General features: G+C 70.3%; 19 protein-coding genes and 1 pseudogene. 17 read left to right on the forward strand and 3 right to left on the reverse strand.

Annotated features, from left to right (window positions below; genetic code table 11):
- Nucleotides 1–75: 75 nt before the first annotated feature.
- A complete protein-coding gene (locus EAT51_RS18270) occupies nucleotides 76–1005 on the reverse strand; it encodes a LysR family transcriptional regulator (protein ID WP_130524331.1) in 930 nt (309 codons plus the stop codon).
- 158 nt (nucleotides 1006–1163) lie between these two features.
- On the opposite strand from EAT51_RS18270, the gene EAT51_RS18275 reads away from it, so the two are divergent.
- The 11 genes from EAT51_RS18275 (at nucleotide 1164) to EAT51_RS18325 (ending at nucleotide 13054) form a co-directional block, all read left to right on the forward strand.
- The gene (locus EAT51_RS18275) at nucleotides 1164–2348 is read left to right on the forward strand and encodes a muconate/chloromuconate family cycloisomerase (protein ID WP_130561870.1); all 1185 of its coding nucleotides are present in this window, start codon (nucleotides 1164–1166) and stop codon (nucleotides 2346–2348) included.
- 3 nt (nucleotides 2349–2351) lie between these two features.
- On the forward strand, nucleotides 2352–2642 hold the full coding sequence (gene catC, locus EAT51_RS18280) for a muconolactone Delta-isomerase (RefSeq protein WP_130561871.1): 291 nt from the start codon (nucleotides 2352–2354) through the stop codon (nucleotides 2640–2642).
- A gap of 76 nt (nucleotides 2643–2718) precedes the next feature.
- Nucleotides 2719–3648 carry a catechol 1,2-dioxygenase gene (catA, locus tag EAT51_RS18285; protein WP_130561872.1) on the forward strand — a complete coding sequence of 310 codons (930 nt, stop codon included), beginning with the start codon at nucleotides 2719–2721 and terminating at the stop codon, nucleotides 3646–3648.
- A gap of 108 nt (nucleotides 3649–3756) precedes the next feature.
- The gene (locus EAT51_RS18290; RefSeq protein ID WP_130561873.1) at nucleotides 3757–5115 is read left to right on the forward strand and encodes a Rieske 2Fe-2S domain-containing protein; all 1359 of its coding nucleotides are present in this window, start codon (nucleotides 3757–3759) and stop codon (nucleotides 5113–5115) included.
- A complete protein-coding gene (gene benB, locus EAT51_RS18295) occupies nucleotides 5112–5600 on the forward strand; it encodes a benzoate 1,2-dioxygenase small subunit (protein ID WP_130561874.1) in 489 nt (162 codons plus the stop codon). Before EAT51_RS18290 ends, benB begins: the two co-directional genes overlap by 4 nt.
- 22 nt (nucleotides 5601–5622) lie before the next feature.
- Nucleotides 5623–6660, forward strand: coding sequence for a benzoate 1,2-dioxygenase electron transfer component BenC (gene benC / locus EAT51_RS18300; protein WP_130561875.1), 1038 nt, complete (start codon nucleotides 5623–5625; stop codon nucleotides 6658–6660).
- Nucleotides 6657–7427, forward strand: coding sequence for a benzoate diol dehydrogenase BenD (benD, locus tag EAT51_RS18305; RefSeq protein WP_130561876.1), 771 nt, complete (start codon nucleotides 6657–6659; stop codon nucleotides 7425–7427). Before benC ends, benD begins: the two co-directional genes overlap by 4 nt.
- Nucleotides 7428–7550: 123 nt before the next feature.
- Nucleotides 7551–8828: a salicylate 1-monooxygenase gene (gene salA, locus EAT51_RS18310; RefSeq protein ID WP_130561877.1), complete on the forward strand. Its 1278-nt coding sequence runs from the start codon at nucleotides 7551–7553 to the stop codon at nucleotides 8826–8828.
- 101 nt (nucleotides 8829–8929) lie between these two features.
- Entirely contained in the window at nucleotides 8930–10270 is a 1341-nt protein-coding gene (locus tag EAT51_RS18315; protein WP_130516942.1) for an MFS transporter, read from the forward strand.
- A 2-nt stretch (nucleotides 10271–10272) separates the two neighbouring features.
- The gene (locus tag EAT51_RS18320) at nucleotides 10273–11481 is read left to right on the forward strand and encodes a benzoate/H(+) symporter BenE family transporter (RefSeq protein ID WP_130516944.1); all 1209 of its coding nucleotides are present in this window, start codon (nucleotides 10273–10275) and stop codon (nucleotides 11479–11481) included.
- A gap of 133 nt (nucleotides 11482–11614) precedes the next feature.
- Nucleotides 11615–13054, forward strand: a complete 1440-nt coding sequence (locus tag EAT51_RS18325) for a DcaP family trimeric outer membrane transporter (RefSeq protein ID WP_130516946.1) — start codon at nucleotides 11615–11617, stop codon at nucleotides 13052–13054.
- A gap of 131 nt (nucleotides 13055–13185) precedes the next feature.
- Here EAT51_RS18325 and EAT51_RS18330 read toward each other — a convergent pair whose 3' ends face one another.
- Nucleotides 13186–14688 (reverse strand): esterase-like activity of phytase family protein, encoded by a 1503-nt coding sequence (locus EAT51_RS18330; protein WP_130516948.1) that lies wholly within the window; start codon nucleotides 14686–14688, stop codon nucleotides 13186–13188.
- A 520-nt stretch (nucleotides 14689–15208) separates the two neighbouring features.
- On the opposite strand from EAT51_RS18330, the gene EAT51_RS18335 reads away from it, so the two are divergent.
- The 4 genes from EAT51_RS18335 to alr all read left to right on the forward strand — a co-directional run bounded on the left by EAT51_RS18335 (nucleotide 15209) and on the right by alr (nucleotide 18889).
- On the forward strand, nucleotides 15209–15478 hold the full coding sequence (locus EAT51_RS18335; RefSeq protein ID WP_130516950.1) for a hypothetical protein: 270 nt from the start codon (nucleotides 15209–15211) through the stop codon (nucleotides 15476–15478).
- 262 nt (nucleotides 15479–15740) lie between these two features.
- A complete protein-coding gene (locus EAT51_RS18340) occupies nucleotides 15741–16226 on the forward strand; it encodes an Lrp/AsnC family transcriptional regulator (protein WP_130516951.1) in 486 nt (161 codons plus the stop codon).
- 261 nt (nucleotides 16227–16487) lie between these two features.
- Nucleotides 16488–17768 (forward strand): D-amino acid dehydrogenase, encoded by a 1281-nt coding sequence (locus EAT51_RS18345; protein ID WP_130561878.1) that lies wholly within the window; start codon nucleotides 16488–16490, stop codon nucleotides 17766–17768.
- The gene (alr, locus tag EAT51_RS18350; RefSeq protein ID WP_130516955.1) at nucleotides 17768–18889 is read left to right on the forward strand and encodes an alanine racemase; all 1122 of its coding nucleotides are present in this window, start codon (nucleotides 17768–17770) and stop codon (nucleotides 18887–18889) included. Before EAT51_RS18345 ends, alr begins: the two co-directional genes overlap by 1 nt.
- Before the next feature lie 446 nt (nucleotides 18890–19335).
- On the opposite strand, the gene EAT51_RS18355 is transcribed toward alr, so the two are convergent.
- Nucleotides 19336–19548, reverse strand: coding sequence for a hypothetical protein (locus tag EAT51_RS18355; RefSeq protein WP_130516958.1), 213 nt, complete (start codon nucleotides 19546–19548; stop codon nucleotides 19336–19338).
- A gap of 536 nt (nucleotides 19549–20084) precedes the next feature.
- On the opposite strand from EAT51_RS18355, the gene EAT51_RS18360 reads away from it, so the two are divergent.
- Together EAT51_RS18360 and EAT51_RS18365 are read left to right on the forward strand one after the other, a co-directional pair.
- Nucleotides 20085–21101 carry a LacI family DNA-binding transcriptional regulator gene (locus EAT51_RS18360; RefSeq protein WP_130516960.1) on the forward strand — a complete coding sequence of 339 codons (1017 nt, stop codon included), beginning with the start codon at nucleotides 20085–20087 and terminating at the stop codon, nucleotides 21099–21101.
- 95 nt (nucleotides 21102–21196) lie between these two features.
- Nucleotides 21197–22153 (forward strand): annotated as a pseudogene (locus EAT51_RS18365) (carboxypeptidase-like regulatory domain-containing protein); the annotation flags it as partial.
- Nucleotides 22154–22281 lie beyond the last annotated feature (128 nt).

Raw genomic sequence — 22281 nt, forward strand, 5'->3', positions numbered from 1 at the left:
CCACGAACTGAACGAAGAGCAGCGGAGCAACCTCCGCTCTACAGGCAGGCTGCTGCGAGACCTTGCTTCTATGCATCAAGGCGCATGCAGCCGGTTATAGGACACATCCAGCCAGGCGGGCTTCTCGGCGTACATCTCGCGGATCAGGCGCTTGAGCAGGCCGATCAGCGCCTCGTCCTCGTGGTGGCGGTAGCTGAGGATGATGGGCGAGGTCGCGCGTTCGTCGTCGACCAGCCGGTAGTGCAGGTCCGAGCGCTGCAACCGCGCCGAGGCGGGGATCAGGCAGATGCCGGTCTCGGCCGCGACCAGGCCCAGGGCGGTCTGCAGCTCGCGCACCTCCTGCACCTCGGGCGGGCGCACGCCGTGGTCGCGCAGCAGCGAGAGCACGTGGTCGGCGAAGCTGGGGCGCGGATCGCTGGGGTAGACGATCAGCTTCTGCCCCTTCAGCTCGGCCGGCGACAGCGGCGCGTCGTCGCCGGCCAGGGGAAAGGCGGGCGGGATCGCCACCACCAGCCGCTCCTCGCGCAGCACCAGGCGCTCGACGCTGGTGTCGCTGGTGCGCAGGCGGCCGAAGCCGATGTCGATGCGGCCGCTCTTGAGCGCCTCGACCTGCTGGCCGGACATCAGTTCCACCAGCCGCACGTCGGTGTCGGGCAGCGCCTGGCGCAGCCGGCGCACCACGGTGGGCAGGCCGCCGTAGAGGGTGGAGGCGACGAAGCCGATGTTGATCACCCGGCGCTGGCCATGGCCGACGCGGCGCGCGGCGTCCTTCATCTGTTCCACGCGGCCCAGCACCTGCTGGGCCTCCTCGTAGAACAGCCGGCCGGCGTCGGTGAGGCGGATGGGGCGGCTGCTGCGCACGATCAGGGTCACGCCCAGGTCCTCTTCCAGCTGCTGGATCTGGCGGCTCAGCGGCGGCTGGGCGATATGCAGCAGTTCGGCGGCGCGGGTGAAGTTGCGCTCGCGGGCGACGGTGACGAAGTACTTGAGCTGGCGCAGGTCCATGGGCATTCGACCAAAGTTTGGCCATGACGAAAAGGTAATGATGCGGCGCAATAAAGCAGAAGAATCGCCGCTCTAGGTCTAGATCATACCTTCAGGGTATCGATCCAGATCAAACATGTCTTGGACGCGGCGCGCTGTCGGTCCCAAGAATCCACCCCATGGAACCGCGCACCCTGTCCCCCGTCCCCACCTCCGCCGCGACGATCGAGCGGGTGGAGACGCTGTTGATCGATCTGCCCACCATCCGCCCGCACCGCCTGTCGGTGGCCACCATGAGCGGCCAGACGCTGATGCTGGTGCGCCTGCACTGCAGCGACGGCGTGGTCGGGCTGGGCGAGGGCACCACCATCGCCGGCCTGGCCTATGGCGCCGAGAGCCCCGAAGGCATGAAGCTGGCCATCGACACCTATGTCACGCCGGTCCTGCTGGGCAGCGATGCGCGCCGCGTGCAGGCGCTGATGGCGCGCGTGGGCAAGCTGGTCAAGGGCAACCACTTCGCCAAGTGCGCCGTCGAGACCGCGCTGCTGGATGCGCAGGGCAAGCGCGTGGGCCTGCCGCTGTCCGAGCTGCTGGGCGGACGCGTGCGCGACCGCCTGGGCGTGGCCTGGACGCTGGCCTCGGGCGACACTGCCCGGGACATCGCCGAGGCCGAGGCGATGCTGGCCGCGCGCCGGCACAACGTGTTCAAGCTCAAGATCGGGCGCAAGCCGGTGGCCGAGGACGTGGCGCACGTGGCCGCGATCAAGCGCGCGCTGGGCGATGCCGCCAGCGTGCGCGTGGACGTCAACATGGCCTGGAGCGAGACCGAGGCGGTGCGCGCGCTGCCGGCGCTGGCCGATGCCGGCTGCGAGCTGGTCGAACAGCCGGTGGCCTCGGCCGCGGCCCTGACCCGGCTGATGCGCCGCTTCCCCATCGCGCTGATGGCCGACGAGGTGCTGACCGGCCCGGACAGCGCGTTCGAACTGGCCAGGGTGGGCGGTGCGGACGTGTTCGCGGTCAAGACCGAGCAGTCCGGCGGCCTGCTCGCCGCGCAGAAGGTCGGCGCCATCGCCGATGCGGCCGGCATCGAGCTCTACGGCGGCACCATGCTCGAAGGTGGCGTGGGCACGATCGCCGCCGCGCATGTGTTCGCCACCTTCCCGCGCCTGCAATGGGGCACCGAGCTGTTCGGGCCGCTGCTGCTGACCGAGGAGATCCTGGCCGCGCCGCTGGTCTACCGCGACTTCCATCTGGAGGTGCCCAGCGCGCCGGGCTTGGGGATCGCCCTGGACGAGGAGCGCATCGCCGCCTTCCGCCGCGACCGCAGCCGCACCACGGTCGCGCCCACCGGTACGGAGGGCTGAGCCATGCTCTTCCACGTACGCATGGACGTGAAGCTGCCGCTGGACATGGATCCGGCCCGCGCGACCGAGCTCAAGGCCACCGAGAAGGCGCGCTTCCAGGAGCTGCAGCGCAGCGGCCAGTGGCGCCATATCTGGCGCATCGTCGGCCAGTACTCGAACGTGTCGATCTTCGACGTGGACAGCCCGGCGCAGCTGCACGAGCTGCTGCTGTCGCTGCCGCTGTTCCCCTACATGGACATCGCGGTGATGCCGCTGTGCCGCCATCCGTCCTCGCTGCACGAGGACGACCGCTAGAGATTTCGCATTCCCGCGTGCGCTCCCTGGGAGGGAACGTCACAAGGCAGCCTTCGCCACCAAGAGGAGACATCGCATGAGCGTCAGCATCTTCGCCAGCCAGGACGTGCAGGATTTCCTGCGCACCGTGGCCAATCTGGACGGCCAGGACGGCGATGCCCGGACCAAGCAGGTCCTGCACCGCATCCTGTCGGACCTGTTCAAGGCCATCGAGGACCTGGACCTGACCCCGGACGAGATCTGGGCCGGCATCAACTATCTCAACAAGCTCGGCCAGGACAACGAGGCGGCGCTGCTGGCCGCCGGCATCGGCCTGGAGCACTACATCGACATGCGCTTGGACGAGGAGGATCGCCTGGCCGGGATCAACGGCGGAACGCCGCGCACGATCGAGGGCCCGCTGTACGTGGCCGGCGCCCCGGTCACCGTGCGCAGCGCGCGCATCGACCGCGATCCCGATCCGGACGCCGGCCCGCTGCGCATCCACGGCGTGGTGCGCGGCCAGGACGGCGCGCCGCTGGCCGGGGCGCTGGTGGAATGCTGGCATGCCAATTCCAAGGGCTTCTATTCGCACTTCGACCCGACCGGGGCGCAGACCGAGTTCAACCTGCGCGGCACGGTCAAGACCGGGCCGGACGGGCGCTACGAGTTCCTGACCCGCATGCCGGTGGGCTATGGCTGCCCGCCGCAGGGCGCCACCCAGCAGCTGCTCAACCGTCTGGCGCGGCATGGCAACCGTCCCGCGCACGTGCACTTCTTCGTCAGCGGCGACGACCACCGCAGGCTGACCACGCAGTTCAACATCGACGGCGATCCGCTGCTGTGGGACGACTTCGCCTTCGCCACGCGCGATGGCCTGGTGCCGCCGGTGAAGACCGGCGAGGGCGGCAAGGCGCTGGGCTTCGAGGCCGAGACCTACCAGGACATCGAGTTCGACTTCGACCTGCTGCCGCTGGAAGCGGGCAAGGACGTCCAGGCCGTCCACCGGCTGCGCGCCGCCGCCTGAGCACCACCCGCGGGCGCCGCCGGACGCGCCGCCCGCGCGCCTTTCAAGCCTTCGGCCCCGCGCGCATGCGCGCGGCGCCCTTGCCATCCTCGAACGGGAGGACCCTGCATGTCCGCGATCATCGAACCCACCCACGACGTCGAGCAGCTGCTGGCCACCGCGCTGCAGGACGATCCGCAGGCCGGCGTCTTCCGCTGCCGGCGCGACATCTTCACCGACCCGGAGCTGTTCGAGCTGGAGATGAAGGCCCTGTTCGAGTCGAACTGGGTGTATCTGGCGCACGAGAGCCAGATCCCGAACAACAACGACTACTTCACCACCTACATCGGCCGCCAGCCGGTGGTGATCACCCGCGACAAGACCGGCGAGCTGCACGCGGTGATCAACGCCTGCGCGCACCGCGGCGCGATGCTGTGCCGGCGCAAGCACGGCAACAAGGGCAGCTTCACCTGTCCCTTCCACGGCTGGACCTTCAGCAACACCGGCAAGCTGCTCAAGGTCAAGGACGAGAAGACCACCCAGTATCCACCGCAGTTCGGCGAGGGCGGCTCGCACGATCTCAAGCGCGTGCCGCGCTTCGCCAGCTATCGCGGCTTCCTGTTCGGCAGCCTGTCCGAGGACGTGCTGCCGCTGGAGGAGCATCTGGGCCAGACGCGGGTGATCATCGACCAGATCGTCGATCAGGCGCCCGAGGGCCTGGAGGTGCTGCGCGGCAGCTCGTCCTACATCTACGACGGCAACTGGAAGCTGCAGATGGAGAACGGCGCCGACGGCTATCACGTCAGCTCGGTGCACTGGAACTACTCGGCCACCATGGGCCGGCGCAAGGAGACCGGCACCAAGGCGGTGGACGCCAACGGCTGGAGCAAGAGCATCGGCGGCGTCTACGGTTTCGAGCACGGCCACATCCTGCTGTGGACCCAGTCGCTCAACCCCGAGGTGCGGCCGGTGTGGGCGCACCGCGAGGAGATCGCCCAGCGCGTGGGCGCCGAGCGCGCCGAGTTCATCACCCGGCAGACGCGCAACCTGTGCCTGTACCCCAACGTCTATCTGATGGACCAGTTCTCCACGCAGATCCGCGTGGCCCGCCCGATCAGCGTGGACAAGACCGAGATCACCATCTACTGCTTCGGCGTCAAGGGCGAGAGCGCCGAAGAACGCGCCACACGCATCCGCCAGTACGAGGATTTCTTCAACGTCTCGGGCATGGGCACGGCCGACGACCTGGAGGAATTCCGCGCCTGCCAGCAGGGCTATGCCGGCACGGCGGCCCTGTGGAACGACCTCAGCCGCGGCGCGCCGCTGTGGGTGGAGGGGCCGGACGAGAACGCCAGGAAGATGGGCATGCAGCCGCTGCTGTCCGGCGGCCGCAGCGAGGACGAGGGCCTGTTCGTGCGTCAGCACGCGTACTGGGCGCAGGCCATGCGCCGCGCGCTGGCGCGCCAGGATGATGGAGCGGCCGCGTGAGCCATGACATCGCCACCATCGCGGCCTTCCTGTATCGCGAGGCGCGCCTGCTCGACGATCGCCAGTGGGACGAGTGGCTGACGCTGTACGCCGAGGACGTTACCTACTGGATGCCGGCCTGGGACGACGACGACCGGCTGACCGAGGACCCGCAGTCGCAGATCTCGCTGATCTATTACCCCAGCCGCGACGGCCTGGAAGACCGCGTGTTCCGCATCAAGACCGAGCGCTCCAGCGCGTCCACGCCCGAGCCGCGCACCGGTCACAACACCACCAACATCGAGGTGCTCGCCGAGCGCGGCGACGAGGTGGACGTGCGCTACAACTTCCACACGCTCAACCACCGCTACAAGGTCACCGACCACTTCTTCGGCACCTGCTACGCGACGCTGCGCCGCGAAGGCGGCGGCTATCTGATCGCCGACAAGAAGATCGTGCTGAAGAACGACTACATCCGCCAGGTCATCGACATCTACCACGTCTGAGCCGGGCGCGAAGGAGGACACCATGAGCTACCGCATCGCGTTGAACTTCGAGGACGGCGTCACCCGCTTCATCGACTGCAATCCCGGCGAGAAGGTGCTGGACGCCGCGTTCCGCGCCAAGGTCAACCTGCCGATGGACTGCTCGGACGGCGTGTGCGGCACCTGCAAGTGCCGCGCCGAGGCCGGCGCCTACGACCTGGGCGAGGACTACATCGACGATGCGTTGAGCGCCGACGAGGCCGCTGCCGGCCTGGTGCTGACCTGCCAGATGGTGCCATCCAGCGATTGCACGATCGCCGTGCCGACGACCTCGGCGGCCTGCAAGACCGGCACCTCCCGCTTCAAGGCCGCAGTGGTGGACGTGGTGCCGCACGCGGACGCCGCGCTGGAATTGAAGCTGGAGGCGCTGGAGGGCGCACCGGCGTTCCTGCCCGGCCAGTACGTCAACATCGCCGTGCCCGGCAGCGGCGGGCAGACGCGCTCGTACTCCTTCAGCTCGCTGCCGGGCTCGGACACACCGTCGTTCCTGATCAAGCGCGTGCCCGGCGGGCTGATGAGTGGCTACCTGGACAGCGCCAGCCCGGGCCAGGTGCTGGAGCTGACCGGTCCGCTGGGCAGCTTCTACCTGCGCGCCGTGACGCGGCCAGTGCTGATGCTGGCCGGCGGCACCGGCCTGGCGCCCTTCCTGTCGATGCTGGCCCAGCTCGCGCAGACCGGCAGCGCGCATCCGGTGCATCTGATGTACGGCGTCACCCGCGGCGCCGACCTGGTGCTGGTGGAGCAGCTGCAGCGCTTCGCCGAGCGGCTGGACTTCTTCAGCTTCACCACCTGCGTGGTCGATCCGGCCTCGCGCCATCCCAAGCTGGGCTACGTCACCGACCATCTGCCGGCCGAGGCGCTGCACGCAGGCGAGGTGGACGTCTATCTGTGCGGCCCGCCGCCGATGGTCGATGCGGTGCGCAACCACTTCAGCGCGATCGCCCTGACCCCCGCCAACTTCTACTACGAGAAGTTCACGCCCAACGCGCCGGCCAGCGCGCCGCAGGACCTGGCCGCGTGAGCGGACGCTTCGCCGGGCAGGTGATGGTGGTGACCGGGGCCGCGCAGGGCATCGGCCAGGGCGTGGCGCAGCGCGCGGCGGCCGAGGGCGCGCAGGTGGTGCTGGTGGACCGCGCGGACTTCGTAGCCGAGGTCGCCGCGGCGATCGGGTCGCAGGCGGTGGGCTTCAACGCCGACCTGGAAACCCATGCCGGCGCGCAGGCGGCGATGGACTTCGCGGCGCGCCACTTCGGTGGCATCGACATCCTGGTCAACAACGTCGGCGGCGCGATCCGCATGCGGCCGTACGCGGCCTTCGAGCCGGCGCAGATCGATGCGGAGATCCGCCGCTCGCTGATGCCCACGCTGTACGGCTGCCACGCGGTGCTGCCGCACCTGCTGGCGCGCGGCGGCGGCACCATCGTCAACGTCTCCTCCAACGCCACCCGCGGCATCCACCGCGTGCCGTACTCGGCGGCCAAGGGCGGCATCAATGCGCTGACCCAGTCGCTGGCCATGGAGCTGGGGGAACACCACATCCGCGTGGTCGCCACCGCGCCGGGCGGCACCGCCGCGCCGCCGCGGCGGGTGCCGCGCAATGCCGAAGGCGACAGCGCGCAGGAGCAGGCGTGGATGGCGCAGGCGGTCGAGCAGGTCACCGCCTCCACCTTCCTCAAGCGCTACGCGACCGTGGACGAGCAGGTCGCGCCGATCCTGTTCCTGGCCTCGCGCGAGGCCTCCTACATCACCGGCTCGATCCTGCCGGTAGCCGGTGGCGACACCGGCTGAAGCATTGCACGCCAACGACCGCATCCACGCCACGCACGACCTGGGAGGGAACATGCACGCGCACCACACGCACACCACCGGATACCTCATGCCGCCGATCGAGCCCGCGCACGGAGGCCGGCCATGAGCGCATCGGCGCCGCTGCGCATCGGCATCGTCGGCGGCGGCATCGCCGGCGTGGGCCTGGCGCTGGGGCTGGCGCGCCGGCCGCATCTGGAGGTGCGCCTGTTCGAGTCCGCGCGCGCCTTCGGCGAGATCGGCGCCGGCGTGTCCTTCGGCCCCAACGCGGTGCGCGCGATCCAGGGCCTGGGCATGGGCGAGGCCTATGCCGAGCTGGCCGACCGCACGCCGGCGCCGCATGGCGATGTGTGGTTCGAATGGCGGCGCGGCGAGGATGCGCGCCTGCTCGGCGCCACGCGTGCGCCCGGGGTCGGGCAGTCGTCGGTGCATCGCGCCGATTTCCTCGACGCGCTGGCCACGCGCCTGCCGCTGGGGATGACCGCCTTCGACAAGCGCGCGGTCGGCGTGGAGCAGGGCGACGACGCGGCCCGCGTGCACTTCGCCGATGGCAGCCACTACGAGGGCGATCTGCTGATCGCCGCCGACGGCATCAAGTCGGCGCTGCGCGCCGAGGTGCTGCGGCCGCTGGGGCAGGCGCCGGTGGCGCCGCGCTTCACCGGCACCTGCGCCTACCGCGGCATGATCGAGAGCGAACGCCTGCGCCGGGCCTTCATCGCCGCCGGCGTGGGCACGCATCTGGTCGATGTGCCGCAGATGATCCTGGGGCTCGACGCCCACATCCTGACCTTCCCGGTCAAGCAGGGGCGGTTGATCAACGTGGTGGCCTTCGTGTCCGACCGCAGCGATCCGGACCCGCAGTGGCCGCAGGGCCAGCCCTGGGTGCGCGAGGCCAGTCGCCGCGAGATGCTCGAGGCCTATGCGCACTGGGGCATCGCCGCGCGCACGCTGCTCGAGTGCATCGACACTCCAACGCATTGGGCGCTGCACGAGGGGGCGCAGCTGCCGCGCTACGTGCACGGCCGCCTGGCGCTGATCGGCGATGCCGCCCACGCCATGTTGCCGCACCAGGGCGCCGGCGCCGGCCAGGGGCTGGAGGACGCCTACTTCTTCGCCCGGCTGCTGTCCGACCCCGCGCTGACGCGGGCCCAGCTGCCGGCGCTGCTGGAGGCCTACGACACGATCCGCAGGCCGCGCGCATGCCGGGTGCAGCGCACCTCGTGGGAAGCCGGCGAGCTCTACGAACTGCGCGATCCCAAGGTCGGCAGCGACGACGCGGCGCTGGGCGCCACGCTGGCCTCGCGCTTCGACTGGATCTGGAACCACGACCTGGATGCCGAGGTGGAACAGGCGCGCCAGGCCATCAACACCGTCGCGGCCTGAGGGGACGCAGGCCGCGACGCCATCAACGCCGCGCTGCGCCTGCCTGCCGGCAGGCCAACGCGGTCAACCAGCAGTGTCATCGGTCTTCGGAGGGAGGAGACATGCACAGCGTCGACGTGAACCAGGCAATCGAACGCGGCCGCTTCGGCCGGCTGCAGTGGACAGTGGTGGCCCTGTGCGGGCTGCTGCTGGTGGTGGATGGATACGACGTGTTCATCGCCGGCACGGTGCTGCCGACGCTGATCAAGGAATGGGGACTGACCAAGCCCGAGGCCGGCGTGCTGCAGGCCTGGGCGCTGTTCGGGATGATGTTCGGCGCGCTGATCTTCGGCTCGCTGGCCGACCGCTTCGGCCGCAAGAAGGGGGTGGTGATCAGCTTCCTGCTGTTCACCGTGGCCACGCTGCTGACCGGCTTCGCCCAAGACCCGACCCAGTTCAAGGTGGCGCGCTTCTTCGCCGGCATGGGCTGCGGCGGGCTGATGCCCAACGCGGTGGCGCTGGTCAACGAGTATTCGCCCAAGCGGCTGCGCGGCACGATGGTGGCGCTGATGTTCAGCGGCTACTCGGTCGGCGGCATGGTCTCGGCCGGGCTGGGCATCTGGATGATCCCCAACCTGGGTTGGCGCCCGATGTTCTGGATCGCGGTGCTGCCGCTGCTGTTCCTGCCGCTGGTGTGGTGGAAGCTGCCCGAGTCGCTGGGCTTCCTGATCCGGCGGGGCGAACAGGCGCAGGCGCGCGCCATCCACGCGCGTCTGCCCGGCGCCACGCCGCTGGAGCCGCAGGACGTGCTGGTCTACGACGCGCCGAGCGGGGCGACGGCGTCGGTGGCCGAGCTGTTCCGCGGCGGCCGCGCGCTGCGCACGCTGATGCTGTGGACGGCGTTCTTCTGCTGCCTGCTGCTGGTCTTCCTGCTCAGCTCGTGGCTGCCCAAGGTCATGCAGGAGGCCGGCTACGCGGAGAAGGCCAGCCTGCTGACGCTGTTCTCGCTCAACTTCGGCGGCATGGCCGGCGCGATCCTGGGCGGGCGCCTGGGCGACCGCTTCGGCCTGCCGCGGGTGGTGGTGGCGTTCTTCGTCGCGGCCACGCTGTCCATCGCGCTGATCGGCTTCAACCTGCCGGTGGCGGCGCTGTTCACGCTGGTCTTCGTCGCCGGCGCGGCCACCATCGGCACGCAGATCCTGCTCTACGCCAGCGTAGCCCAGCTCTACGAACTGTCGATCCGCTCCACCGGCCTGGGCTGGGCCTCGGGCGTGGGCCGCATCGGCGCGATCGTCGGGCCGACGCTGGGCGGCGTGCTGCTGGCCAGGGAGCTGCCGCTGCAGCAGAACTCCCTGATCTTCGCCATCCCCGCGGCGATGGCCACGCTGGCGACCCTGGTCTACGCGCTCGCCAGCCAGCCGGCGGCCGCCGCGCCCCGCGTGGCCGTGGCCGACGCGCCCTGACCATGCGTGCGGCGCTGCGCCAGCTCGGTCGCGATGCCTCCCTGTCGGCGGTCCTGGCCGGGGTGGTGGCCACGCTGATCTCCTTCGCCGGGCCGCTGGTGATCGTGGTCCAGGCCGCGGCCGGGCTGCCGGCGCCGCTGCTGGCCTCGTGGGTCTGGGCCATCTGCATCGGCAGCGGCGTGCTGGGGATCGTGCTGAGCCTGCGCCATCGCGTGCCGGTGGTGATCGCCTGGTCGATTCCCGGCTCGGTGCTGCTGGTCAGCCTGCTGCCCACGGTCGACTACGCGGTGGCGATCGGCGCCTACCTGGTGGCCAGCGCGCTGCTGCTGGTCATCGGGCTGTCCGGCGCCTTCGACCGGATCGTGGCGCGGCTGCCGCCGGCGATCACCGCGGCGATGCTGGCCGGGGTGCTGTTCGGCTTCGCCACCAAGGCCTTCGTCGGCATGGCCGCGCAGGTGTGGCTGGTGCTGGCGATGTTCGCGGCGTTCTCCATCGGCCGGCGCTGGTTCGCGCCTTACGCGGTGATGGCGGTGCTGGTCACCGGCGTGCTGGCGGCGGCGCTATGCGGGCAGCTGCAGGGGCCGCTGCCGACGCTGGCGCTGACCGCGCCGGTGTGGGTCGCGCCGCGCTTCGAGTGGCAGGCCATCGTCGGCTTGGGCCTGCCGCTGCTGGTGGTGGCGCTGACCGGGCAGTTCCTGCCAGGCATCGCCGTGCTGCGCACCGCCGGCTATGCGCGGCCGGCGGCCAGCACGCTGCTGGTGTGGTCGGGCGCGGCCTCGGCGCTGCTGGCGCCGTTCGGCTGCCATGGCCTCAACCCAGGCGCGGTCACCGCCGCGCTGTGCACCGGGCCGGAGGCGCATCCGCGCGCCGAGCGGCGCTATGTGGCCGGGGTCTCGGGCGCGCTGGCCTACCTGCTGCTGGGCAGCGTCGCCGGCACCGTGGTGGCGCTGTTTTCCACCTTGCCCAAGGAGCTGGTCGCCACGCTGGCCGGGCTGGCGCTGTTTCCGAGCATCGCCCACGCGCTCAGCACCGCGCTGGCTGCGCCGCGCGAGCGCGACGCGGCGCTGGTGACCTTCATCGTCGGCGCTTCGGGCATGTCGCTGCTGGGGCTGGGGGCGGCGTTCTGGAGCCTGGTGTTCGGCCTAGCCGCGCATCTGCTGCTGGCGTGGCGGCGCCCGCGTCTGCTGGTGGGCGTCGAACAGCCGCGCTGAGCCCATCCGTCTTGTATTGGCCCGTCCCGCTCCGTGCGCGGCGCGACGGGGAGGTCTTGCCGCACGCCTGTCATCGCGCGCCCGCTGCCGGGTCGCGCCCGTGCTTCATCACACCTGGTTTGGGGAGAACCACATGCCGTCATCCATCGTCACGCCGCGCCGCGCCACCCTGGCCTGCGCGCTTGCCCTTGCCCTCTGCGCGCCGGGCCTGGCCCAGGCGCAGGACACCACCGATGCGCGCCAGGACGCGCGCATCGCCCAGCTGGAAAGCGAAGTGCTCGCGCTCAAGCAGATGGTCGAGCAGCAGCAGACCCAGTTGGTCGATGCCCGTACCCGTCTGGCGGAGGCCACCGCGCCAGGCGCACCGCCGCTCAAGGGGCCCGGCGTGCAGGCCAGCGGTGCGCTGCCGCCGGCGCTGACCTCGGCCACGGCGGCCGGCACCGTGGCCCCGGCCACCGCGCCGGGCAAGGCGCCGATCCAGAACACCGCCATCGTCGCCGGCGGCGACAGCCACTTCAGCTTCGGCGGCTTCATCAAGCTGGACATGCTCTCGACCTGGACCAGCGACGGCCCGATCGCCGACAGCACGCCGGGGCGGCTGTTCTACTTCCCGGCGGCCACGCCGGTGGATGCCGGCCCCGGCAAGCAATACGCCGACTTCCATGCGCAGTTCTCGCGGGTGTGGTTCGGCGTGGACCGCGTCACCGACGCCGGCGACAAGCTCAAGGGCTATGTCGAGTTCGACTTCTTCGGCGGCGGCAACAACAACGTGGGCAACGAGAAGTTCTCCAACGGCTATCCGCCCACGCTGCGCCACGCCTACGTGCAGTGGAACCACTGGCTGGCCGGCCAGACCTGGACCAATCTGATGGACCTGGGCTCGCTGCCGGAGACGGTGGACTTCGTCGGCATCGTCGACGGCACCTTGTTCGCGCGCCAGGCGCAGATCCGCTACACCAGCGGCAACTGGTCCTTCTCGCTGGAGAACCCGCAGACCTGGTACCAGAACCGCAGCCCGACCCAGGTCAGCTCCGGCGAGAACGATCTGCCCGACCTCACCGCGCGCTGGACGACCAAGGGCGACTGGGGCCACTTCACCGTGGCGGCGCTGGCCCGGCAGCTGCGCACGGCCGACGACAGCACCTCCGGCTTCGGCCTGAGCGTAGCCGGCTCGATCAAGGCCGGGCCGAAGGACCTGCTGCAGTACACGGTCAGCGGCGGGCCCGGGCTGGGGCGTTACATCGGCTTCGGCCTGATCCCCGATGGCTACATCGACACCGCCGGCCGGCTCAAGGCGCAGGACGGCTATGCGGGCTTCGCCGCGTGGCGCCACAACTGGACCGCCAACCTGCGCAGCACGCTGGCCTACTCGGCCGCCTACATCGCCGTGGACGAGCGGGCGGTCGGCGTGCAGGCCACCGAGCGTACCCAGTCCTGGCGCGTGAACCTGATCTACTCGCCGTTCCCGCGGCTGGACGTGGGCGCCGAGCTGAGCTGGGCGCGGCGCGATCTGGGCAACGACGCCGAGGGCGAACTGGGCCGCGTGCAGACCACGGTCAAGTACACGTTCTGAGCACGCGCGGGTCGGTGTGGCCGATGCCGCGAACAGGTGCGCGCGCTGCTGCCACAGCGCGCCACCGATGCACGTCGGCACATCGAACGAGGCACCGCCGCCATGGCGGTCGCCGCATCGATGGCGCCAGCTCAGCGCGGTCGATGCTTGCCGCGCGGCTTGGCAGGCCCGGGCAGGGTGAGCCGGTAGACCAGCACGCGGTTGTCGTTGTCGAAGGCCGAATCGCAGCCATGGCCCTGCATCACGCAGCGGCGGGCGATGAAGTCGTTGTCGTTGCCGACCAGCAGCAGCCAGTCGTCCGGCCGCGCCGGGTCCAGCGCCGGCAGCAGCGCCATGGCTTCCCATTTCTCCGACATCAGGCCGGGGTGTGGGCCCGCGGCGACGTCGAGGTCCAGGCCGACCTGCGCCAGCCGGTCCGGGTCGAGCAGGTTGATCAGCTCGGTCCAGCACATGGGCTTGATGCCGGGCTTGAGCGTTGTGGACGCGGGTGAGGCCAGCAGCGAGGCGTCGCCGCGCTCGTAGCGCGAGCCGGCCAGATTGCTGGCCCCGGCAGTGTCGACCAGCAGGATCGACTTGTAGACGACCGGCTCGGGCTTGTCCGCGCCCAGCCCGGCGCCGTCGCGGGCCAGCAGCAGGAAGCGGCTGTCGTCCAGCACGCGCAGTTCGCTCTGCGCCGCGGTGCGGTCGGCCGGCTTGCCGTTGCCCTTGTGCGTGTAGATCGGCAGCTGCACCACGTATTGGCCGATCGGCCGCTTCGGCAGCGCCTGCCCGGAGACGTCGTAGACCAGCACGCGCGTGTCGCGGCGGCCGGCGTGTTCGCCTGCGGCGGTGTCCTGCACCAGCGCGCTCTGCAGCGCCACGAACAGGCGCGTGCCATCGGGCGACAGGCCCAGGCCCTCGATGCCCTGGTTGTTGCGGCGCCCGTGCTGCGGCAACTGCAACGAGCCGAATGCGGGCAGCCCATCGCGGCGCGGCGCGATCGCAGGCGGCGGCTCGATCACCCCGCGCAGGCGGCCGGCCGGGTCGAAGTAATAGACGTTGGCCGTGTATTCGTCGCCGATGTAGAAGTGCCCGTCGGCGGTGAACTGCAGCGACTCGGCATCGAGCGAGATCTTGCCCGCGCCCGGTCCGCTGGCCGGCGAGGGCAGGGTGAAGCCACCCTGCACCACGGTGTGCGCGCCGGGGTCGGCACCGGTGAAGGGCTGGCCCTCGAAGTCGCGCAGCGTCAGCCCGCCATCGGGCACCAGCGTCAGCGTCTCGTCGGCTGGCTGGCCCGCGCGCGGCAGGCGCAGCGTCATGCGCAGGCGTTCGAGCCGGCCGGCGTAGTCGTAGAACAGGCCGGCGTCCGGGTCGTTGCGGCCGCGGTCGGGCAGGGTCCACAGCACGCCCTCGTATCCATCGCGCGTGCGCCGCCACTGGCCGGCCTGCACGCCCAGCGAGGAGAACGACCCCAGCGTGTCGCCCATGAAGTCCAGCGTGCCGGCCGGCACGCGCCCGGCGGCGACCAGGCCGTGATCGACATAGGTCCTGCCGTCGAACTGCACCGCATGCGGCGGCGGTGTGGTGGCCAGGTGCGGCGTGGTGAAGCTCGCCGTGCTGGCCGCGGCCGCCAGCAGCCAGGGTGCCAGACTCATGCGCGCACCCGCGTGCGGGAGCAGGACGTTGCGTGGACTGCGGAACAACAGCGGAATGCAGGCATGGCAGGATCGGAAGAAGAAGAGGGCAGCGAGGCGGCCACGGCCGCACGGCGCGAGCGTAGCAGCCGCCCGCGCCGTGCCGCATGACCGCAGCGCCCTGGCCGCGACGCGTCGGCGCACAGTAAAACGCCCCGGCAGAGAGAGGGGCCGGGGCGTCTTGGGGATTGGCTCGCGCGATCTTGGGAGCCTTGCGGCTTCCGCGACGCGGAAAGGATCGCGCACCAACTGCCGGGGTTTTGCTCTGGACGGCACTCCCGGCTAATCCGTCTGTCGCCTCCCGCAGGTCCTGGCCGTCGATCACGCACCGCGCCGGACCTGCGGGCACAGGATGGCGAACGCGTGCGTCGCCGATGTGACGGTCGGACGATGGTTTGGTTGCAGCCTGCCGCGCGCTGATGGCGCGCTCACGGCCGCGCGTGCAGGCTGGCCGTACTGAAGTCCCCCAAGGTGCGCTCCGATGGAAGAACCCCGCAAGCACTGGCGGTCCGGCACGGTCGAGGACACGCCGTTCCGCGTGGAGATCTGGAGCCACGACGGCAAGAACATGATCAAGTCGCTGCAGATCGACGATCTGCCGCCCGAGCTGTACGGCGACGACGAACTGCACGTGGCCGATGCCGAGGCCGCCTTCGCCAAGGCCGAGCGCATGGTCGCCGAGCAGCTGCAGCAGCGGCGCCAGATCGAGCAGGACCAGGCCGACCTGGGCCGCGCCCCGGACGCCGACTGACGCCCGGCGCAATCGCCGCGCGTTCCCGCGCGTGCGGCAGAACCTGCCGAGACGGCACAATGGGCGCCCTCCGTCCGCGGGACGCGGCGCCGCATCGGCGTCGCCGTGCCGGACGCCCTTCCTCCCCGGGATCAACGCCGGCCATGCGCCTGACCGACTCCGCCGTGCCGCGCTTCGACTGTGACGACCCCCCGGTCGACTCGCACGGCCCCTGTCTTCGACTCGATGGCCGAGCTGGGGCAGGCGTGCGGCGGGTGCGCGCGTGATCGATCGCCTGCCGCGGCTGGACCGCATCGATCTGAACATCCTGGCCGAGCTGCAGCGCCAGGGCCGGATCACCAACGCCGACCTGGCCGACCGGGTCGGCCTGTCGCCCAGCCCGTGCCTGGCGCGGGTCAAGCGCCTGGAGCGCGCCGGCTACATCGCCGGCTACGGCGCGCGGCTCGACCTGGCCAAGCTGTTCCGCGTGCAGGTGGTCTATACCTCGGTGACCCTGGACAACCACCGGCGCGAGGACTTCGACACCTTCGAGGCCGGCCTGCGCAGCGTGGAGGAGCTGACCGAGTGCCACCTGGTCAGCGGCGGCTTCGATTACCTGCTCAAGTTAGTGGTGCGCGATGTGGCCCACTACCAGTCGCTGGTCGAAGGCCTGCTGGATCGTCACATCGGCATCAGCAAGTACTTCTCCTACATCGTGATCAAGTCGCCGATCCTGCGTGGCGAGGTGTCGGTGAAGTCCTTGGCCTGAGCGCCGCGTTGAGCCGCGGTTGGGGTGTGGGTCGGCAGGATCTGCTGCACGGTAGATGCGGAAATTCTTGGGAAAATCGCCGATAATTCTCGCGCCAAGAGCTTTCTTCCCGAATGAGCGCGGCAGCATGTGCCGCGCAACCGCGCCAGACCTCAAGCTTTCACCGCGCAGGGGTGGCGAACGCGGCCAATCTGCCGGAGGGGTTCGGGTAAGGTTTTCTCCGCTGGCCGCGATGGGCCTGACGAACGACAAGGTGAGGCCATGTGTGTGCTGGTGATAGGAAGTGGCGTGATCGGCACGACCACCGCGTGGTACCTGGCCCAGGCCGGGTTCGAGGTGTGCGTGGTCGATCGTCAGCCCGGCCCGGCCCTGGAGACCAGCTTCGCCAACGCCGGCCAGATCTCGCCGGGCTATGCCTCGCCGTGGGCGGCGCCTGGCGTGCCGGCCAAGGCCTTCAAGTGGCTGTTCCAGAAGCATGCGCCGCTGGCGATCAAGCCCGGCCTGGACCCGCGCCAGTACAGCTGGCTGCTGCAGATGATGGCCAACTGCACGAGCGCGCACTACGCGCGCAACAAGGCGCGCATGGTGCGCCTGTCCGAATACAGCCGCGACTGCCTGGACGAGCTGGTCGCCGCCACCGGCATCGCCTACGAAGGCCGGCGCCTGGGCACCATCCAGCTGTTCCGCACCCAGGCCCAGCTGGACGGCGCGGCCAAGGACGTGGCGGTGCTGGACGAGTACGGCGTGCCTTACGAATTGCTCGACCCGGCCGGCATCGCCCGCTACGAGCCAGCGCTGGCCGCCGCGCCGGTGGCCCTGGTCGGCGCACTGCGCCTGCCCAACGACCAGACCGGCGACTGTCACCTGTTCACCCGGCGGCTGGAGGCGATGGCGCGCGAGGCTGGGGTGGAGTTCCGCTACGACACGCGCATCGAGGCGATCGAGGCCGACGGCCGCCGCATCACCGGTGTGCGCCTGGACGGCCGGCTGGAGACCGCCGACCGCTACGTGCTGGCCCTGGGCAGCGAGTCGCCGCGGCTGCTGGCGCCGCTGGGCCTGGACCTGCCGGTGTATCCGCTCAAGGGCTATTCGCTGACCCTGCCGATCCTTGAGCCGGCGATGTCGCCGGTGTCCACGATCCTGGACGAAAGCTACAAGGTCGCCGTGACCCGCTTTGATGCGCGCATCCGCGTGGGCGGCATGGCCGAGGTGGCCGGCTACGACCACGTGCTCAACCCGCAGCGCCGCGAGACGCTGGAGCTGGTCGTGCGCGACCTGTATCCGCAGGGCGGCGCGCTGGAGCAGGCGCAGTTCTGGACCGGGCTGCGCCCGGCCACGCCGGACGGTACGCCCGTGGTCGGGGCCACGCCGCTGGACAATCTCTACACCAACACCGGGCACGGCACGCTGGGCTGGACCATGGCGTGCGGCTCGGGCCGCTACCTGGCCGACCTGATGGCGGGCCACGCGCCGGCGATCGATAGCGAAGGCCTGGACATGTCCCGTTACCGCAATAGCGCCGCCCGCGGCGCGGCCGCCTGATGCGCCCGGCCCGTGCACTGATCGACCTGGGCGCGCTGCAGGACAACTACCTGCTGGCCAAGCGCCTGGGCGGTGGCAAGGCCGTGGCGGTGGTCAAGGCAGACGCCTACGGCCACGGCGCGGTGCGCTGCGCGCGCGCGCTGACCGGCATCGCCGATGCCTTTGGGGTGGCCTGCCTGGAGGAGGCCATCGAGTTGCGCGAGGCCGGCATCGAGACGCCGATCCTGCTGCTGGAAGGCTTCCTCGAGGCGGACGAGCTGCCGCTGATCGATCGCCACCGGCTGTGGACCGCGGTGGCCTCGCCCTGGCAGCTGCAGGCGCTGGCGCGCTACAGCCCGCAGCAGCCGCTGCACGTGTGGCTGAAGCTGGACAGCGGCATGCACCGCCTCGGCCTGTCGCCGGCGCAGTTCGCCGAGGCGCTGGTCGCGCTGCAGCGCGATCCGAAGATCGCCTCGGTGGTGGCGATGAGCCACCTGGCGCGCGCCGACGAGCTGGACAGCGACTTCAGCGAGGTCCAGCGGCGCGTGTTCGAGCAGGCCACGGCCGACTTCGCCGGGCCGACCAGCTTCAACAACTCGCCGGCGCTGCTGGGCTGGCCCGGCATCCGCAGCGACTGGGTGCGCCCCGGGCTGATGCTCTACGGCGCCAGCCCGTTCGCGCCGGACGCGGGGCCGGCGCATCCGCTGCGGCCGGTGATGCAGCTGGAGTCGGCGCTGATCGCCGTGCGCGACCTGCCGGCCGGCGAGTCGGTCGGCTACGGCGCGCGCTTCACCGCCTCTGCGCCGATGCGCATCGGCGTGGCCGCGATGGGCTACGCCGACGGTTATCCGCAGCGGGCGCCCAACGGCACGCCGGTGCTGGTCGATGGCCAGCGCACGCGCGTGATCGGGCGCGTGTCGATGGACATGCTGACCGTGGACATCACCGATCTGCCCGGCGCCGATGTCGGCAGCCGCGTGACCTTCTGGGGCGCATCGCCCACCGCGGCCCGGATCGCCGAGACCTGCAGCACCAGCCCCTATGCGCTGCTGTGCGGCCTCAAGCGCGTGCGCCGCGAATACCTCGATGCCCCGATGGGCTCCGCCGCGCGCGTGGCGTCTACGGCGTCGGCGTCGGGCTGAGCGCGGAGCACGCTTCGGCGGTTCGGCGCGCGTCACGTCTTGCGGTCTTTCGAGCTTCGAACCTCGCGATAGTCCAGGGCCCGAAGCTCGTCATCTTTCAAGCCTCCTGCCTCGCCATCTTTCAAGCCTCTAAGTCGTCATCCCCGCGAACGCGGGGATCCAGCGACTTCATTCGTCATGCTTGCAGGGCACTGCATCCCCGCCTTCGCGGGGATGACGAAGGAAGGATGTTTGCGATATCGAGCGCGCTCTTCGACGCACGGCGGATCAACGGAATCGTCGCTCCCGCGAAGGCGGGAGCCCATGGACGTCGCGCAATCCGGACGAACGTCCCTGGATCCCCGCCCTCGCCCGGATGACGCCGTCAAGTCCGGTTGCTGAGCGCGGGTCTCCCTGCGCCCGCGCGGATTCCAATCGCCCGGCTACCGCCGGGGCAGCCAGACCAGCTACCGCGTCTCGGCCAGCTCGAACATCCGCATGACCTCGCAGAAGCCGGCCTGCACGGCGGCGCGTTCGCCCGGCGGCAGGTCGCGGGTGGCGGCAGCCAGCAGCTTGATCGCCCAGGTGCGCTGATCGTCGCGGCTGCTGCGCGCGAAGCCAGCCAGCTGCGTTGCGGCCGTGGACACACGTTCCTGTACGAGTTCGCGTTGGATCGGCATGGTTCCCCCTGCAGGGCCGCTCCCCAGCGGCCCGGCCATCCTAGCGCGGCCGCGCCGACGATCAAGCCGGCGAGCCCCGGGGCCGGTGCGATGTCGCGCCCGATGGCGCCCGGATGACCGCGCCATGGCCCAAAAGGGACATGCGCTGTCCGCTGGCGGCCCCCGATTTTTTGCGCAGTTGGCGAGGAAGGCGCGGCACAGGCGCAGGGTCCGCTTCGGCAACTGCGCAAAACCCCAGACCGGCCTCTGACCCGAAACCCTTAAGAATCCGTTATTTGGTGCATGCGCACCCGTGTGGTGCGCAATGACACATCCGGGCCCGGATGTGCATCTTGCGGCGCAGCATGTAAGCGGTTGCAACTCCTGATACGGTGCCGCCCGCCAACGAACCTGAGGCCCGGAAGAGGAGAGCTTCCAGTGCCAAACGCCACAGCCAATCCGCACGCCACGCACCAATTTGATGCTGCACTGCAGCAGGCCGCCGGGTCCCGGACGGGCGGTCGTTCCCTGTGTGTCACCGCCGGCACGTCGCGTCGATGAACGTCACGATCAAAGACGTCGCCCGCGCCGCCGAGGTGTCCGTGGCCACCGTGTCGCGTGCCCTCAACGGGCGCCAGTACGTCGCCGACGAGGTGCGGGCCCGCATCCTGCAGGTCGCCAGTGAGCTGCGCTACAGCCCGCACCATGCCGCCCGCGCGCTGAGCAGCCGCCGCACCCACACCATCGGCGTGGTCCTGCCCGACCTGTACGGCGAGTTCTTCTCCGAGCTGATGCGCGGCATCGATCACGCCGCGCGCGAACGCGGCCTGCACCTGCTGGTCTCCAGCTGCCACGGCAGCCTGGCCGAGCAGCGCGATGCGCTGCGCGCCACGCCCGGGCGGGTGGACGGCGTGCTGGTGATGTCGCCGTTCCTGGGCAGCGTCGAATCCCTGGACGAGGCCCTGGCGCCGGACGTGCCGGCGGTGCTGATGAACTGCGCCGGCAGCCCGCGCGCGGCCGTGCTCAACGTGGACAACCACGGCGGCGCCTTCGCCATGACCCGGCACCTGCTGGACGTCGGCCATCGCCGCATCGCCTTCATCGGCGGGCCCGAGGACAACTTCGATGCCCGCGAGCGCCTGCGCGGCTACTGCGAGGCGCTGGCCACGGTCGCCGATGCGGCCGAACCCTGGGTGGTGCAGGGCAACTTCGACGAGGCCTCCGGCTATGCCGCGGGCGAGGCCTTCGCCGCCGGCGAGCGCCCCGATGCGGTGTTCGCGGCCAACGACATGACCGCGCTGGGCTGCCTGTTCGCCCTGCGCAAGGCCGGCCTGCGCGTGCCCGAGGACATCGCGGTGGCCGGCTTCGACGACGTGCCGATGGCGCGCTACGTCAACCCGGCGCTGACCACCATGCGCGTGGACATCGCCAGCCTGGGCGCGCGCGCCCTGCATCTGCTGCTGCAGCACCCGGCCCTGGGCGGCGAGTCCGGCACGCCGGTCGATACCGCCCCGCTGATCCCGCACCTGGTCGTGCGCGACTCCAGTGCCACCCCGGAGCGCCGCATGGCCTGACCCCTCCGTCCAGCCGCTGTCTTCTTCCCGCTTTCCCGCACGACACGTCCCACAAGAAAAACACGCGATCCGACTGCCCTAAGGAGGGCACCGTCATGAAGAATAAGCACGCCATCTCCCGCTCCCCGTCCCGCAGCATCCTGGCCATCGCACTGGCCGGCTGCATGGTCGCCTCGGTGCCTGCGTTCGCGCAGACCTCCACCGCCATTCTGCGCGGTACGGTGACTTCGGCCGATGCCGGCCAGGAAGTCACTGTGACCAACAAGGCCACAGGTTCGGTGCGCCGCGCCGTGATCGGCCAGAACGGTAGCTACACCGTGGTCGGTCTGCAGCCGGGCAGCTACACCGTCGAGGCTGGCGGCGTATCGCGCGACGTCACTCTGACGGTGGCCTCGTCCTCCACCGTCGACCTGGAGGCTCCAGCCTCGGCGCCGGCCGGCGACGCGACCAACCTGGGCACTGTCTCGGTGACGGCGCCGCTGACCCGCGACGTCAAGACTTCGGAAGTCGGCAACACCATCTCGCTGCGCCAGATCGAGCAGCTGCCGCAGGCCACCCGCAACTTCCTGGAGTTCGCCGACACCGTGCCGGGCATGGTGTTCAACGTCGATGCGCAAGGCCATACGACCCTGCGCGGTGGCGCCTCCAACTCCAGCGCCGGTAACCTGTACATCGATGGTGTCAGCCAGAAGAGCTATGTGGCCAAGGGCGGTATCGCCGGCCAGAACGATAGCCAGGGCAACCCATTCCCGCAGTTGGCAATTGGCGAATACAAGGTCGTCACCTCCAACTACAAGGCCGAGTTCGGCCAAGTCAGCGGTGCGGCTCTGGTTGCTGCCACCAAGTCGGGCACCAACGAGTTCCACGGTGAGGTGTTTTACCGCTACACCGACCAGGACATGCGCAACAAGCGTCCGGACGAAGGCGACGGCAAGGTGGAATCGCGCGTCAAGGAGTACGGCGCGGCCTTCGGCGGCCCGATCCTGCAGGACCGCATGCACTTCTTCGTGGCCTACGAGGGCAAGGACAACATCGTCCCGCGCTCGATCCAGCTGGACCGACCAGAGTTCCATAGACACTCAGTCGCCGCTCTGCGCGTAGCGCTTTTCGAACTCTACCGGTGACATGCCGCCAGCGGAACCATGCCGGCGAATCGGGTTGTAGAACATCTCGATGTAGT

Origin of the sequence: Pseudoxanthomonas winnipegensis, from assembly GCF_004283755.1 — a bacterium.
Lineage (GTDB): Bacteria > Pseudomonadota > Gammaproteobacteria > Xanthomonadales > Xanthomonadaceae > Pseudoxanthomonas_A > Pseudoxanthomonas_A winnipegensis.